The organism is Rhizobium sp. N621, assembly GCF_001664325.1.
In the GTDB taxonomy this organism is placed as follows: Bacteria; Pseudomonadota; Alphaproteobacteria; order Rhizobiales; family Rhizobiaceae; genus Rhizobium; species Rhizobium esperanzae.
Genome location: NZ_CP013495.1, coordinates 1737425 through 1752983, shown reverse-complemented (window position 1 = coordinate 1752983; position 15559 = coordinate 1737425). Strand labels below are relative to the sequence as shown.

At 60.0% G+C, this 15559-nt stretch carries 18 protein-coding genes; 1 reads left to right on the top strand and 17 read right to left on the bottom strand.

Annotated elements, in window-relative coordinates:
• Positions 1-12: 12 nt before the first annotated feature.
• From rplN to rpsL, 16 genes are all read right to left on the bottom strand, one after another.
• Positions 13-381, bottom strand: coding sequence for a 50S ribosomal protein L14 (rplN, locus tag AMK00_RS08505; protein WP_003573790.1), 369 nt, complete (start codon positions 379-381; stop codon positions 13-15).
• A 261-nt stretch (positions 382-642) separates the two neighbouring features.
• Positions 643-882 (bottom strand): 30S ribosomal protein S17, encoded by a 240-nt coding sequence (gene rpsQ / locus AMK00_RS08500; RefSeq protein ID WP_004674926.1) that lies wholly within the window; start codon positions 880-882, stop codon positions 643-645.
• Between the two features lie 12 nt (positions 883-894).
• Positions 895-1095 (bottom strand): 50S ribosomal protein L29, encoded by a 201-nt coding sequence (gene rpmC / locus AMK00_RS08495; protein ID WP_004674925.1) that lies wholly within the window; start codon positions 1093-1095, stop codon positions 895-897.
• A gap of 11 nt (positions 1096-1106) precedes the next feature.
• The gene (gene rplP / locus AMK00_RS08490) at positions 1107-1520 is read right to left on the bottom strand and encodes a 50S ribosomal protein L16 (protein ID WP_003573792.1); all 414 of its coding nucleotides are present in this window, start codon (positions 1518-1520) and stop codon (positions 1107-1109) included.
• 38 nt (positions 1521-1558) lie between these two features.
• Positions 1559-2293: a 30S ribosomal protein S3 gene (gene rpsC, locus AMK00_RS08485; protein ID WP_003573793.1), complete on the bottom strand. Its 735-nt coding sequence runs from the start codon at positions 2291-2293 to the stop codon at positions 1559-1561.
• On the bottom strand, positions 2293-2682 hold the full coding sequence (rplV, locus tag AMK00_RS08480) for a 50S ribosomal protein L22 (protein WP_064801907.1): 390 nt from the start codon (positions 2680-2682) through the stop codon (positions 2293-2295). Before rplV ends, rpsC begins: the two co-directional genes overlap by 1 nt.
• 2 nt (positions 2683-2684) lie before the next feature.
• Positions 2685-2963 carry a 30S ribosomal protein S19 gene (gene rpsS, locus AMK00_RS08475; RefSeq protein ID WP_007531666.1) on the bottom strand — a complete coding sequence of 93 codons (279 nt, stop codon included), beginning with the start codon at positions 2961-2963 and terminating at the stop codon, positions 2685-2687.
• 15 nt (positions 2964-2978) lie between these two features.
• Positions 2979-3815, bottom strand: coding sequence for a 50S ribosomal protein L2 (rplB, locus tag AMK00_RS08470; protein ID WP_064801905.1), 837 nt, complete (start codon positions 3813-3815; stop codon positions 2979-2981).
• 11 nt (positions 3816-3826) lie between these two features.
• Positions 3827-4120, bottom strand: a complete 294-nt coding sequence (locus AMK00_RS08465) for a 50S ribosomal protein L23 (protein ID WP_003547550.1) — start codon at positions 4118-4120, stop codon at positions 3827-3829.
• Entirely contained in the window at positions 4117-4737 is a 621-nt protein-coding gene (gene rplD / locus AMK00_RS08460) for a 50S ribosomal protein L4 (RefSeq protein ID WP_037138168.1), read from the bottom strand. Before rplD ends, AMK00_RS08465 begins: the two co-directional genes overlap by 4 nt.
• A gap of 13 nt (positions 4738-4750) precedes the next feature.
• Positions 4751-5392, bottom strand: a complete 642-nt coding sequence (gene rplC, locus AMK00_RS08455; protein WP_004674916.1) for a 50S ribosomal protein L3 — start codon at positions 5390-5392, stop codon at positions 4751-4753.
• A 33-nt stretch (positions 5393-5425) separates the two neighbouring features.
• On the bottom strand, positions 5426-5734 hold the full coding sequence (gene rpsJ / locus AMK00_RS08450) for a 30S ribosomal protein S10 (protein WP_003547547.1): 309 nt from the start codon (positions 5732-5734) through the stop codon (positions 5426-5428).
• A 306-nt stretch (positions 5735-6040) separates the two neighbouring features.
• A complete protein-coding gene (gene tuf, locus AMK00_RS08445; RefSeq protein ID WP_011424970.1) occupies positions 6041-7216 on the bottom strand; it encodes an elongation factor Tu in 1176 nt (391 codons plus the stop codon).
• 68 nt (positions 7217-7284) lie between these two features.
• Entirely contained in the window at positions 7285-9384 is a 2100-nt protein-coding gene (gene fusA / locus AMK00_RS08440; protein ID WP_064682261.1) for an elongation factor G, read from the bottom strand.
• Positions 9385-9413: 29 nt separating this feature from the next.
• Positions 9414-9884: a 30S ribosomal protein S7 gene (gene rpsG / locus AMK00_RS08435; protein WP_004669085.1), complete on the bottom strand. Its 471-nt coding sequence runs from the start codon at positions 9882-9884 to the stop codon at positions 9414-9416.
• Positions 9885-9962: 78 nt separating this feature from the next.
• Positions 9963-10334 carry a 30S ribosomal protein S12 gene (gene rpsL, locus AMK00_RS08430; RefSeq protein WP_003547537.1) on the bottom strand — a complete coding sequence of 124 codons (372 nt, stop codon included), beginning with the start codon at positions 10332-10334 and terminating at the stop codon, positions 9963-9965.
• Positions 10335-10830: 496 nt separating this feature from the next.
• Here rpsL and AMK00_RS08425 point away from each other — a divergent pair, with 496 nt between their 5' ends.
• Positions 10831-11124, top strand: a complete 294-nt coding sequence (locus AMK00_RS08425) for a hypothetical protein (RefSeq protein ID WP_064801904.1) — start codon at positions 10831-10833, stop codon at positions 11122-11124.
• Between the two features lie 100 nt (positions 11125-11224).
• Here AMK00_RS08425 and rpoC read toward each other — a convergent pair whose 3' ends face one another.
• Entirely contained in the window at positions 11225-15433 is a 4209-nt protein-coding gene (gene rpoC, locus AMK00_RS08420) for a DNA-directed RNA polymerase subunit beta' (RefSeq protein ID WP_064801902.1), read from the bottom strand.
• Positions 15434-15559 lie beyond the last annotated feature (126 nt).

Sequence of the window (15559 nt, the reverse complement as noted above, 5' to 3'; positions counted from 1 at the left end):
CGCTTCCGCTCCTTACAGTACTTCGGGAGCCAGCGAGATGATCTTCATGTGGTTCTTGGCGCGAAGTTCGCGCGGAACCGGTCCGAAGATACGGGTGCCGATCGGCTCTTTCTTGTTGTCGATGAGGACTGCTGCGTTGGTGTCGAAGCGGATGACCGAGCCATCCGGACGACGGATGTCCTTGGCGGTGCGAACGACAACCGCCTTCATCACGTCACCCTTCTTCACGCGGCCGCGCGGGATCGCCTCCTTGATCGAAACGACGATGACGTCACCGATCGAGGCATACTTGCGCTTCGAGCCGCCCAGCACCTTGATGCACATGACACGACGTGCGCCGGAATTATCCGCGACGTCGAGGTTTGTTTGCATCTGAATCATATCAGGTCGCCTTCTTGGTTTACCGGAATGGTTGGGCCTAAGCCCCCTACCCCGGCTTATGAAAATGTTCGCCGGCCAGCCTGCCGTAACGGCAGGCAAAAACACGGCATTGCTGAATAGCGCGGGGTCGATCGTGCCAGGGTGGTTTCCCGAACGGGACCTTCCGTGCGCTCAAAGCAAAAGAACGCCCGGCATTCGAGCGTTCTGACGCTGCTTCATACAGATATTTCGGCGAGACGCAAGGCCTCGCACAAAATTCTGTTACTTGCCCTGGGCGGCAATCACCGTCCAGCGCTTGTCCTTGGAGATCGGCGCGCATTCCTCGATGGATACGGTATCGCCGATCTTGTACTGGTTGTTTTCGTCGTGGGCCTTGTACTTCTTGGAACGACGAACGGTCTTCTGGAGCAGCGGGTGAGCGAAACGACGCTCGACGCGAACCACTACCGTCTTCTCGTTCTTGTCGCCAACGACGACGCCCTGCAGGATGCGCTTCGGCATATTTTTCTTCCTTTAGGCCTTAACTTCTGCCGCCTTCTGGCGGGCAATGGTTTTGACGCGGGCGATGTCCTTGCGGACTTCGTTGATGCGCGAGGACTTTTCGAGCTGGCCGGTCGCCTTCTGGAAGCGCAGATTGAACTGCTCCTTCTTCAGCTTGGCAAGCTCGTCCTTGAGTTGGTCGGCGGTCAACGCGCGAACATCTGAGGCTTTCATGAGCTCAATCCTTACTCTGCAATGCGCTGTACGAAGCGCGTCTTGACCGAGAGCTTGGCAGAGCCGAGACGAAGCGCCTCACGGGCGATCTCTTCGCTGACGCCGTCGATCTCGAACATCATACGACCGGGCTTGACCTTGCATGCCCAGTACTCAACGGAGCCCTTACCCTTACCCATACGGACTTCGGTCGGCTTTGCGGTTACCGGAACGTCCGGGAACACGCGGATCCATACACGGCCGGCGCGCTTCATGTAACGCGTGATCGCGCGGCGGGCCGCTTCGATCTCGCGTGCGTTGACGCGGTTGGGCTCCTGAGCCTTCAGGCCGAATTCGCCGAATGCCAGGTCAGAACCGCCCTTGGCGACGCCCTTGATGCGGCCCTTGAACTGCTTGCGGTACTTAGTACGCTTTGGCTGCAACATTTTCTTACTTCTCCGAGCTTATCTTTCGCCAGCGCTAATTACGCGTTGTCGCGTTCGCGGCGACGATCGCCACGGTCGCGTTCGCGGCTTGCCGGACCCTGTGCGTCGCCTTCCAGCGCGCGACGTTCGGAAGCCATCGGATCGTGCTCAAGGATTTCGCCCTTGAAGATCCAGACCTTGATGCCGCAGATACCGAATGCGGTTTCGGCTTCTGCCGTGCCGTAATCGATGTCGGCGCGCAGCGTGTGCAGCGGCACGCGACCTTCGCGGTACCATTCAGTACGGGCGATTTCAGCACCGCCGAGACGGCCGGCGCAGGTGATCTTGATGCCTTCGGCACCAAGACGCATTGCCGACTGAACGGCGCGCTTCATGGCGCGGCGGAAAGCCACGCGGCGCTCGAGCTGCTGGGCGATCGACTGAGCGACCAGCGTCGCGTCGACTTCGGGCTTGCGCACTTCGACGATGTTGAGGTGCGTTTCCGAGTTGGTCATATCAGACAGCTTCTTGCGGAGCTTGTCGATGTCGGCGCCCTTACGGCCGATGATCAGGCCCGGACGGGCCGAATGGATCGTGACGCGGCACTTCTTGTGCGGACGCTCGATGACCACCTTGGAGATGCCTGCCTGCTTCAGTTCGCTCATGACGAACTTGCGCATCTTCAGGTCTTCGTGCAGCAGCTGGCCATACTCGGCATTGTCCGCAAACCAGCGGCTATCCCAGGTACGGTTGATGCCGAGACGGAAACCGATCGGATTGATTTTCTGACCCATTATGCGGCCTCCTCTGCTGCCTGCACTTCACGAACGACGATCGTCAGGTGCGCGAAGGGCTTTTCGATGCGCGACGCGCGACCGCGGCCACGAGCGTGGAAACGCTTCATGACGATCGACTTGCCGACGTAGGCTTCGGCGACGACGAGCGCGTCGACGTCGAGGTCGTGGTTATTCTCGGCGTTGGCGATCGCGGATTCGAGCGTCTTCCTGACGGCGCCCGCGATGCGCTTGCGGGAGAACTCCAGCTCAGCGAGTGCACGCTCGACCTTCTTGCCGCGGATGGCCGCAGCAACCAGGTTGAGCTTCTGGGGGCTGACGCGGAGCGTGCGGGCGACTGCTTGCGCCTCGTTGTCCTTCAGCCGGCGTTCGGCTTTTGCCTTGCCCATTGTTACTTCCTCTTCGCCTTCTTGTCCGCGCCGTGACCGTAGTAGGTGCGGGTCGGAGAGAATTCACCGAATTTGTGGCCGACCATGTCTTCATTGACGCTGACCGGGACATGTTTGCTGCCGTTGTAGACGCCGAAGGTAAGACCGACGAACTGCGGCAGGATCGTGGAGCGACGGCTCCAGATCTTGATCACTTCTGCACGTCCGCCTTCACGAACCTTCTCAGCCTTCTTGAGAAGATAGCCGTCAACGAACGGACCTTTCCATACTGAACGAGCCATTGGAGACTTCCTCTCTTACTTCTTGCGCTGATGACGCGAGCGCATGATCATCTTATCGGTCGACTTGTTCGACCGGGTGCGCTTGCCCTTGGTCGGCTTGCCCCACGGTGTCACCGGATGGCGACCACCGGAGGTGCGGCCTTCACCACCGCCGTGCGGATGGTCGACCGGGTTCATGACGACACCGCGGTTATGCGGACGCTTGCCGCGCCAGACGGTACGACCGGCCTTGCCGTCGTTGATGTTGGCGTGGTCCGGGTTGGAGACGGCACCGATCGAAGCAAGGCAGATGCCGCTGACGAGGCGCTGCTCACCGGAGTTCAGGCGAAGGATCGCCATGCCCTGGTCACGACCGACGAGCTGTGCGTAGGAGCCGGCGGAACGCGCGATCTGACCGCCCTTGCCCGGCTTCATTTCCACGTTGTGGATGATGGAGCCGACCGGGATGTACTGCAGCGGCATGGTGTTGCCGGGCTTGACGTCGACAGCCTTTTCCGAAGCGATGACCTTGTCGCCGGCAGCGAGACGCTGCGGAGCGATGATGTAGGCCTGCTCGCCATCCGAATAGGTCACCAGCGCGATGAAAGCCGTGCGGTTCGGATCGTATTCGATACGTTCGACCGTGCCTTCGACATCGAACTTGCGACGCTTGAAGTCGACCAGTCGGTAGCTGCGCTTATGACCGCCACCGATGAAGCGAGCCGTGATGCGGCCGAGGTTGTTACGACCGCCGCTCTTGGTCAGACCTTCCGTCAGCGCCTTGACCGGCTTGCCCTTGTAGAGCGAGGAGCGGTCCACGATGACCAGCTGACGCTGGCTCGGGGTCGTCGGATTGAATGTTTTCAATGCCATTTTCTTATACCTCAGAGACCGGTGGAGACGTCGATCGTCTGGCCTTCAGCCAGCGTCACGACAGCCTTCTTCACGTCCTTCTGCTTGCCGACGAAACCGCGGAACCGCTTGGTTTTGCCCTTGCGCAGCAGAGTGTTGACGGCCGTGACCTTGACGCCGAACAGCGCCTCGACAGCAGCCTTGATTTCCGGCTTTGTCGCCTGCTTGGCGACATTGAAAACAACCTGGTTGTTTTCGGATACCAGCGTGGACTTTTCGGTGATCGCCGGAGAGACGATCACATCGTAGTGGCGAAGATCGGTCACTTGAATCGCTCCTCTAGCGCTTCAACCGCAGCCTTGGAAAGCACGAGCTTGCCGCGGCGCACGATGTCGTAAACATTGATGCCCTGGATCGGCAGAACATCGATGTTCGGGATGTTCTGCGCTGCGAGCTTGAAGTTGCCATCAAGCTCTGCGCCGCCGATGAAGAGGGCGTTGGTCAGGCCGAGCGTCTCGAAAGCGGACGCGAGAACCTTGGTCTTGGCTTCGGCAGCAACCAGGTTGTCGATGACGATGACGTCATCAGCCTTGATCTTGGCCGAAAGGGCATGGCGAAGGCCGAGTGCGCGAACCTTCTTCGGAAGGTCGTGTTCGTGGCTGCGAACGACCGGGCCATGGGCCTTGCCGCCGCCGCGGAACTGCGGAGCGCGAGCCGAATGGTGACGAGCGCGGCCCGTACCCTTCTGCTTGTACATCTTGGCGCCGGTGCGCGAGACTTCAGCGCGGCCCTTTGCCTTGTGCGTGCCCTGCTGCTTCTTGGCAAGCTGCCAGCGGATAACGCGGGCGAGAATGTCTTCGCGGGGCTCGAGGCCGAAAATCTCGTCCGAAAGGGAGACCTTCCCGGCGTCTTTTCCCTCGAGGGTCTTGACGTTCAATTCCATTGATCTGGCTCCCTTACTTCGCGGCCGACTTGACGGCGTCGCGCACGATGATCCAGGCTCCCTTGGAACCGGGAACAGCACCCTTGATCAGGATCAGACCACGATCTTCGTCGGTCGAAACCACTTCCAGGTTCTGCGTCGTGACGCGCGTCTGGCCCATGTGACCAGCCATCTTCTTGTTCTTGAAAACCTTGCCCGGATCCTGGCGCGAGCCGGTCGAACCGTGCGAACGGTGTGAAACCGACACACCGTGCGTGGCGCGCAGACCGCCGAAACCGTGGCGCTTCATTGCGCCGGCAAAACCCTTACCGATGGTCGTACCCGTCACATCGACGAGCTGACCGGCGGCAAAGTGACCTGCCTTGAGCTCGGTGCCGATCTCGAGCAGATTGTCTTCCGAGACGCGGAATTCTGCGAGCTTGGCCTTCGGCTCGACGTTGGCAACGGCAAAGTTGCCGCGCATCGCCTTCGACGTGTTCTTCACCTTCGCCTGGCCTGCACCGAGCTGAACTGCGGTATAGCCATTCTTTTCGACAGTGCGCGTGGCAACGACCTGGCAGCCGTCCATACGCAGTACCGTTACCGGGACATGCTCGCCGGCGTCGTTGTAGACGCGGGTCATTCCCACCTTTTGTGCAATCACACCTGAACGCATCGGTTCAATCCTTCCAACTCAGCTAGAGCAAGCTCAGAGCTTGATCTCAACATCGACACCGGCGGCGAGATCAAGCTTCATCAGCGCGTCTACCGTCTGCGGGGTCGGGTCTACGATGTCGAGCAGGCGCTTATGCGTGCGCATCTCGAACTGTTCGCGGCTCTTCTTGTCGATGTGCGGGGACCGGTTGACCGTAAACTTCTCGATGCGGGTCGGAAGCGGAACGGGGCCCCGGACGCTTGCACCGGTGCGCTTCGCCGTCGACACGATCTCGCGCGTGGAAGCATCGAGAATCCGGTGATCGAACGCCTTCAGGCGAATGCGGATATTTTGGCCGTTCATTCGACGTTATCCTTGTGTTTGTTTTCCACATGTCTCTCAACAAGACACGGGTTGTTCTTTCTTCCTAAGGCGGACCACCGGTTTCAAAGATCGAGAGGGCGCCGATGCCGGCGTCCCTATCCAGTCTTCAGGGCCTTCTAGCCCACCTTATTTGCTTGTTCAGTCACCGCTTCGTCATCCAAAGCGGCACGCAAATCGCGCTCGCGCGCCATTTGCTACATTTCTGTGTAATAAGCAAGCGGCTTGCGCCGCCTGCATCATAATATTGTCATCGAATCGGCCACCCCACCGGAGTGGCCGAAGGAATTACTCGACGATCGAAGCGACGATGCCGGCGCCGACGGTGCGGCCGCCTTCGCGGATAGCGAAGCGCAGCTTTTCTTCCATCGCGATCGGAACGATCAGCTCGACGTCAACCGTGACGTTGTCGCCCGGCATGACCATTTCCGTGCCTTCCGGAAGCGTCACGATGCCGGTCACATCCGTCGTGCGGAAGTAGAACTGCGGACGGTAGTTGGTGAAGAACGGCGTATGACGGCCGCCCTCTTCCTTCGTCAGGATGTAGGCTTCTGCCTTGAACTTCTTGTGCGGCTTGACGGAGCCCGGCTTGCACAGGATCTGACCGCGCTCGACGCCGTCACGGTTCACACCGCGGATCAGCGCGCCGATGTTGTCGCCGGCCTGGCCCTGGTCGAGCAGCTTGCGGAACATTTCAACGCCGGTCACCGTCGTCTTCGAAGTCGGACGGATGCCGACGATCTCGACTTCTTCACCAACCTTGATGATGCCACGCTCGACGCGGCCGGTCACGACCGTACCACGGCCCGAGATCGAGAACACGTCTTCGATCGGCATCAGGAACGGCTGGTCAACCGGACGCTCAGGCGTCGGGATGTAGGAGTCGACCGCTGCCATCAGCTCGCGGATCGCGTCTTCGCCGATCTTCTTGTCCGAATCTTCAAGAGCAGCAAGCGCCGAACCCTTGACGACCGGAATGTCGTCGCCCGGGAAGTCGTAGGACGACAGAAGTTCGCGAACTTCGAGCTCGACCAGTTCGAGAAGCTCGGCGTCGTCAACCTGGTCGACCTTGTTCAGGAACACAACGATCGCCGGAACGCCGACCTGGCGGGCGAGCAGGATGTGTTCGCGCGTCTGCGGCATCGGGCCGTCAGCAGCCGAGCAAACCAGGATCGCGCCGTCCATCTGAGCCGCACCGGTGATCATGTTCTTCACGTAGTCGGCGTGGCCGGGGCAGTCGACGTGCGCGTAGTGGCGGGCCGGAGTCTCATATTCGACGTGCGCCGTCGAGATGGTGATGCCGCGGGCCTTCTCTTCCGGAGCCGCGTCGATCTGGTCGTACGCCTTGAACTCACCGAAGTACTTCGTGATCGCTGCCGTCAGAGACGTCTTGCCGTGGTCAACGTGGCCGATCGTGCCAATGTTGACGTGCGGCTTGTTGCGCTCAAACTTACTCTTTGCCATTTTCGGCTCTCCGTTTTGCTAGTCCCCGAGGGGAGCTAATTCTTGTTATCGGTCAATAGGTATGCCGGTCACTTCTGACCGGAATACTTTGCCTGGATTTCGGTTGCGACGTTCGACGGGACCGGCGCGTAGTGATCGAAGGTCATCGTGTACTGAGCGCGGCCCTGCGACATGGAGCGCAGGTTGTCGACGTACTTGAACATGTTGGCCAGCGGAACGTTGGCGCTGATGACAACCGCGATGCCACGGCTTTCCTGACCCTGGATCTGGCCACGGCGGGAGTTGAGGTCGCCGATAACGTCACCGACGTAATCTTCCGGGGTGACGACCTCGACCTTCATCATCGGCTCGAGGAGCTGAGCGCCGGCCTTCTTGGCTGCTTCACGGAAGCAAGCGCGGGAAGCGATTTCGAACGCCAGGACCGAGGAGTCGACGTCGTGGAAGGCACCGTCGATGAGCGTCGCCTTGACGCCGAGCATCGGGAAGCCAGCCAGCGGACCGGAAGACAGAACGCTTTCGATGCCCTTCTGAACGCCCGGGATGTATTCCTTCGGAACAGAGCCGCCGACGATCTTGGATTCGAACTTGAAGTCTTCGCCTTCGGGGTTCGGTTCGAAGATGATCTTGACGCGCGCGAACTGGCCGGTACCACCGGTCTGCTTCTTGTGCGTGTAGTCTTCTTCGGTCTGGCGCGTGATGGTTTCGCGGTAAGCAACCTGCGGCGCACCGACGTTTGCTTCGACCTTGAACTCGCGACGCATGCGGTCGACGATGATGTCGAGATGCAGTTCGCCCATGCCGGCAATGATCGTCTGACCGGATTCCTGGTCCGTCTTCACGCGGAAGGACGGGTCTTCGGCTGCCAGGCGGTTGAGCGCGAGGCCCATCTTTTCCTGGTCGCCCTTGGACTTCGGCTCGATGGCGATCTGGATGACCGGCTCGGGGAATTCCATGCGCTCGAGGATAACCGGCTTCAGCGGATCGCAGAGCGTATCGCCAGTGGTGGTTTCCTTGAGACCGGCGAGAGCAACGATGTCGCCTGCAAAGGCTTCTTCGATGTCTTCACGAGAGTTGGAGTGCATCTGCAGCATACGGCCGACGCGCTCGCGCTTGTCCTTGACCGTGTTCAGAACCGAAGAGCCCTTTTCGAGCTTGCCGGAGTAGATGCGTGCGAAGGTGAGCGAACCGACGAAGGGGTCGTTCATGATCTTGAACGCCAGCATCGAAAGCGGCTCGGCGTCATCTGCATGCCGCTCGATATCGGCTTCGGTCTTGAAATCGATGCCCTTGATCGCCGGAATGTCGAGCGGCGACGGCAGGTAGTCGACCACGGCGTCGAGCAGCGGCTGCACGCCCTTGTTCTTGAAGGCGGTGCCGCAGAACATCGGATGGAACTTGACGTCGATGGTGCCGCGGCGAACGAGTTCGCGGATCTTGTCGTTGTCGGGCATGTTGCCTTCGAGGTAGGCTTCCATCGCAGCTTCGTCGATCTCGACAACGGTCTCGATCAGCTTTTCGCGATATTCTTCAGCCTTGGCCTTCAGATCTTCCGGGATTTCGACGACATCCCACTGGGCGCCGAGCGATTCGTCGCGCCAGATCAGCGCGTTCATCTCGACGAGGTCGACAACGCCCTTGAAGTCGCTCTCAGCGCCGATCGGCAGCTGCATGACGACGGCGGTCGCGCCGAGACGCGTCTTGATCATCTCGACAGAGCGATAGAAGTCCGCGCCGGTCTTGTCCATCTTGTTGCAGAAGATCATCCGCGGAACATTGTACTTCTCAGCCTGTCGCCAGACGGTTTCCGTCTGCGGCTCAACGCCGGCGTTGGCGTCGAGCAGCGCGATGGCGCCGTCGAGAACGCGCAGCGAACGCTCGACTTCGATGGTGAAGTCGACGTGGCCGGGGGTGTCGATGATGTTGAAGCGGCGCATCTTGCCGTCACGGCCCTTCCAGAAGGTCGTGGTGGCAGCAGAGGTGATCGTGATGCCACGCTCCTGCTCCTGCTCCATCCAGTCCATGGTGGCTGCGCCGTCGTGGACTTCGCCGATCTTGTGCGACTTGCCGGTGTAGTAAAGGATACGCTCGGTGGTCGTGGTCTTGCCGGCGTCGATATGCGCCATGATACCGAAATTGCGGTAATCTTCGATCTTATATTCGCGAGCCATTGGGGACTGCCTTTCGATACCGTTCGGAATTACCAGCGATAGTGCGAGAACGCGCGGTTGGCGTCAGCCATCTTGTGCGTGTCTTCGCGCTTCTTGACGGCGGAGCCGCGGTTGTTGGACGCATCGAGCAGTTCGCCGGACAGACGGTCGATCATGGTGGTTTCGTTGCGCTTGCGGGCAGCGGCAATCAGCCAGCGAATGGCGAGAGCCTGGCGGCGCTCCGGACGGACGTCGACCGGAACCTGGTAGGTCGCACCACCGACGCGGCGCGAGCGGACTTCAACGTGCGGGGCAATGTTGTCGAGCGCAGAATGGAAAACCGAAAGCGGCTCCTGCTTGGACTTGCCCTGGACGGCGTCGAACGCACCATAGACGATGTTTTCAGCAACGGACTTCTTACCATCGAGCATGATGGCATTCATGAACTTGGTCACGACGAGGTCACCGAACTTCGGATCCGGATTGATCTCGCGCTTTTCTGCTTTATGACGTCTGGACATACTTTTCGTCTCTTCAACCGTTAAGGCGCTTCATCACGCGGAGGACCTCGCGCAGCGCCGGATTATTCAAAATCCGAATTACTTCGGACGCTTCGCACCGTACTTGGAGCGACGCTGCTTGCGGTTCTTGACACCCTGGGTATCGAGAACGCCGCGGATGATGTGATAACGGACACCCGGAAGGTCCTTGACGCGGCCGCCGCGGATCATGACGACGGAGTGTTCCTGAAGGTTGTGACCTTCGCCGGGGATGTAACCAATGACTTCGAAGCCGTTGGTCAGGCGGATCTTTGCGACCTTACGCAGAGCCGAGTTCGGCTTCTTCGGCGTGGTCGTGTAGACGCGCGTGCAAACGCCGCGCTTCTGCGGGTTCTCCTGGAGAGCGGGAACCTTATTACGCTTTACGTTCGCCTGGCGAGGCTTGCGGATCAGCTGGTTTACGGTAGGCATTCAACCATCCCTTACGTTTATCTCAGTACCCTTGCGGGCTTGAACTCACGCCGTCTCCGGCAATGACGCATGCTTTCCGTCAATGCGCAAAATATGGCCCGATCCGCTTCCGCAGATGGACCACAAGGAGCAGAGGACGCATAAAATCCTGCGTCATGCGTGCAGCATCATGACTTCAACGTGCGTTTAGAACCTTGTTTGAGGTGAATTTCAGGGCGCGTCGCCCCGAACAGCCAAGCCTCACATGGGATCTGATGGGCGGGGTACTACTGGTTTCCACCCGTCCCGTCAAGGCCGGTTAAGAAATAAACTTGGCCGCATCACCTTGATATGCGGGCCGAACGCCCTGTTTTCATCCTTCTAGACGCATTCAGGGACGTGCGCCAAGATAAAAACTTGGGCCTTGCAGCAAAAGCAGTTAAGGAATCAGCAATTGCGGCGTTAGGTCCTCTCAGCGGATTCGACAAAGCGAATCCCCAGAAACCGAGGACAGGCGATGATCACGACACCTGATAACGACAATAATTTCGACGGACCGATGATCTTCATCATCATCGGCAAAGGCTATGAGTCCGAGGCCAGCGAAGGCATCGACCTGCACATCCTGCTCCAGGCGCCCGATGACGACACCGCCGTGCGCGAAGCCTTGAACGCCCTTGCCGAGGAGGGTTTTATCGAGGCCGATCTCGACCAGATCGGCATGCTGACCGAAATTCCGGCGGAAGAGCCGCACGCTTCGGCCTATCAGGGTGCGGTCGATGGCGAGGTCGCGATCATCCGGTTCAACTGACGGGAACGCCTTCCCTCCCCTATCAATCAAAGACTAGCACAAACAAAAACCGCCCGGATCGCTCCGGGCGGTTTTTCAATTCGTGGACCTCGGCTGCGGATTATTCCGCAGCCGGGGCGTTTTCGGCCATGTCCTGCAGCATCGGGGTGGCGACCGCTGCCCCAGTGCCCTTGCGGCGCTCTTCGAGGATGAGCTCGTCGCGCGACGTGGCGATGCGGCGGATCTGGGTCATGGTGCCGCCGGTGCCGGCCGGAATGAGGCGGCCGACGATGACGTTTTCCTTCAAGCCCTGCAGACCGTCGGTCTTTCCGGCGATTGCAGCTTCCGTCAGCACCTTGGTCGTTTCCTGGAAGGACGCGGCCGAGATGAAGGACGGGGTCTGCAGCGACGCCTTGGTGATCCCGAGAAGAACCGGCTCGCCGCTGGCGGGCTTCTTGCCCTGCTCGATCAGGTGGTCGTTGACGTCCTCCAGCTCGATCCGGTCGACGTTGTCGCCGACGATGTAGGTCGAGTCGCCGGCATCGGTGATCTCCACCTTCTGCAGCATCTGACGGACGATCACCTCGATGTGCTTGTCATTGATGACGACGCCCTGCAGGCGATAGACTTCCTGGATTTCGTTGACGAGGTAGGAAGCAAGAGCCTCCACGCCCTTGATCGCCAGGATGTCGTGCGGAGCCGGGTTACCGTCGAGGATGTAGTCACCCTTTTCGATATAGTCGCCGTCCTGAAGGTGGAAGGGCTTGCCCTTCGGAATCAGGTATTCGACAGGCTCGACACCGTCTTCCGCCGGCTCGATGATGACGCGACGCTTGTTCTTGTAGTCGCGGCCGAGCCGGATCGTACCATCGATCTCTGCGATGATGGCGTGATCCTTCGGACGGCGAGCTTCGAACAGTTCGGCAACACGCGGCAGACCGCCGGTGATGTCCTTGGTCTTGGCGCTTTCGAGCGGCGAACGGGCGAGAACGTCACCCTGCGAGACCTTCGTGCCCGGCTCGACCGACAGGATGGCGTCGACCGAGAGCAGGAAGCGGGCGTCACCACCGCGGGACAGCTTGGCGACATTGCCGCTGGCGTCCTTGATGACAATCGCCGGCTTGAGATCCGAGCCGCGCGGGGTCGAACGCCAGTCGATGACCTGACGCTTGGTGATGCCGGTGGATTCGTCGGTCGCTTCCAGAACCGAGAGACCATCGACGAGGTCTTCGAACTGAACGGTACCGGCAACTTCCGTCATCATCGGACGGGTGTAAGGATCCCACTCCGCCAGACGCTGGCCGCGCTTGACCTTGTCACCTTCGTCGACATGCAGCTTCGAACCGTAGGCGACACGCTGCGAAGAGCGCTCGACGCCGCGCTCGTCCAGGATCTGGACGGTCATGTTGCGGCCCATGGCAACGAGGCTGCCTTCAGAGTTGCGCAGCACGTTGCGGTTCTTGATCTGCACTGTACCTTCGTACGAGGCCTCCAGGAACGACTGGTCGACCACGGTTGCCGTACCGCCAAGGTGGAAGGTACGCATGGTGAGCTGAGTTCCCGGCTCGCCGATCGACTGAGCGGCGATGACGCCGACGGCTTCGCCCATGTTGACCGGCGTACCGCGCGCGAGATCGCGGCCGTAGCAGACCGAGCAGACGCCCGTCTGGATTTCGCAGGTCAGCGCCGAGCGGATGCGGATCGACTGGATACCGGCCTTCTCGATTTCGATGACATCGGGCTCGAGGATCATCTTGCCGGCATCGACGATGCGCTCACCCGTCACCGGATGATCGATATCGTCGAGCGCCGTGCGGCCGAGAATACGGGCACCGAGCGAGGCGACGACCTGGCCGGCATCGACGATGGCGGTCATGGTCAGGCCGGTTTCGGTGCCGCAATCGACGTGCGTGACGATGCAATCCTGCGCGACGTCGACGAGACGGCGGGTCAGGTAACCGGAGTTTGCGGTCTTCAAGGCGGTGTCTGCCAGACCCTTGCGGGCGCCGTGCGTCGAGTTGAAGTACTCGTTGACGGTCAGGCCTTCCTTGAAGTTCGAGATGATCGGCGTCTCGATGATTTCGCCCGACGGCTTGGCCATCAGGCCGCGCATGCCGCCCAGCTGGCGCATCTGGTTCGGAGAACCGCGGGCGCCGGAGTGGCTCATCATGTAGATCGAGTTCATCGGCTTCTGACGGCCGGTGTTCTCGTCGAATTCGACCGCCTTGATGCGTGCCATCATCTCTTCGGCGACCTTTTCAGTCGCCTTGCCCCAGGCATCGACAACCTTGTTGTACTTTTCGCCCTGGGTGATGAGGCCGTCATTGTACTGCTGCTCGTATTCCTTCACCAGATTTTCGGTGTCGTTGACGATCTTGGCCTTCGTGTCCGGAATGACCATGTCGTCCTTGCCGAACGAAATGCCGGCACGGCAGGCATGGGCGAAGCCGAGCTGCATGATGCGGTCGCAGAAGATGACCGTGTCCTTCTGGCCGCAATGGCGGTAGACCGTGTCGATCATCTTGGAGATGTTCTTCTTGGTCATTTCCTGGTTGCAGATGTCGAAGGGCACCTTGCCATTTTTCGGCAGCAGTTCGCCGATGAGCAGACGGCCAGGCGTCGTCTCGTAGATCTTCGAGTAGGGCTTGCCATCCTCGCCGATCGACTTGAAGCGGCCGCGGATCTTGGTGTGCAGCGTCACGACCTTGTTTTCCAGCGCGTGATGCAGCTCGCCGAGATCGGAGAAGGCCATGCCTTCGCCCGGCTCGTTCTGGTTCAGGATCGACAGATAGTACAGGCCGAGAACCATGTCCTGCGAGGGAACGATGATCGGCGCGCCGTTTGCCGGGTGCAAGATGTTGTTGGTCGACATCATCAGCACGCGGGCTTCGAGCTGGGCTTCGAGCGACAGCGGCACGTGAACAGCCATCTGGTCACCGTCGAAGTCGGCGTTGAAGGCCGTGCAGACGAGCGGGTGCAGCTGGATGGCCTTGCCTTCGACCAGGGTGGGTTCGAAGGCCTGGATGCCCAGGCGGTGCAGCGTCGGTGCGCGGTTCAGAAGAACAGGATGTTCGCGGATGACCTCGTCGAGGATATCCCAAACTTCCGGCTTTTCCTTCTCGACCAGCTTCTTGGCCTGCTTGACGGTCGAGGAGTAACCCTTGGCGTCGAGGCGGGCATAGATGAACGGCTTGAAGAGTTCGAGCGCCATCTTCTTCGGAAGACCGCACTGATGCAGCTTCAGTTCCGGACCGGTGACGATCACCGAACGGCCGGAATAGTCGACGCGCTTGCCGAGCAGGTTCTGGCGGAAGCGGCCCTGCTTGCCCTTCAGCATGTCGGACAGCGACTTCAGCGGACGCTTGTTGGCGCCGGTGATGACGCGGCCGCGGCGGCCGTTATCGAAGAGCGCGTCGACAGATTCCTGCAGCATGCGCTTTTCGTTGCGGATGATGATGCCCGGAGCGCGCAGTTCGATGAGGCGCTTCAGACGGTTGTTACGGTTGATGACGCGCCGATAGAGATCGTTCAGATCCGACGTCGCGAAACGGCCACCGTCGAGCGGAACGAGCGGGCGCAGATCCGGCGGGATGACCGGAACGACCTTCATGATCATCCATTCCGGACGATTGCCTGACTCCATGAAGTTCTCGACGATCTTCAGGCGCTTCATCAGCTTCTTCTGCTTGAGATCCGACGTGGTGTCGGCAAGCTCGGAGCGCAGATCGCCGGCGATCTTTTCGAGGTTCATCGAAGCCAGCATCTCGTAGATCGCCTCAGCGCCGATCATCGCGGTGAACTGGTCTTCGCCGTACTCGTCGACGGCGAGCATGTACTCTTCTTCCGAGAGGAGCTGGTGCTCCTTGAGAGCGGTCAGGCCCGGCTCGGTCACGATGTAGTTTTCAAAGTAGAGAACGCGCTCGACATCCTTCAGCGTCATGTCGAGCAGCGTCGAAATGCGCGACGGCAGCGACTTCAGGAACCAGATGTGGGCAACGGGAGCAGCGAGCTCGATATGGCCCATGCGCTCACGGCGAACGCGCGACAGCGTGACTTCGACGCCGCACTTTTCGCAGATGATGCCCTTGTACTTCATGCGCTTGTACTTGCCGCACAAGCATTCGTAGTCCTTGATCGGGCCAAAGATGCGCGCGCAGAACAGACCGTCGCGTTCCGGCTTGAACGTGCGGTAGTTGATGGTTTCCGGCTTCTTGATCTCACCGTAGGACCAGGAGAGGATCTTCTCCGGAGACGCGATCGAAATCCGAATGGAATCGAAATTCTGTGCAGGCACCTGCGGATTGAAAAGATTCATGACCTCTTGGTTCATGCCTGTCTCCTTCATGGGCTAAAGCGCCCTCAAAATGCGATGGCCGGCGGCAATTCCCGGGAGCCGCCTCCCTCGCTTAAACGAGAATAACCGCAAGATGCGGCGAAACTTCCCTTCCGGGCCGAC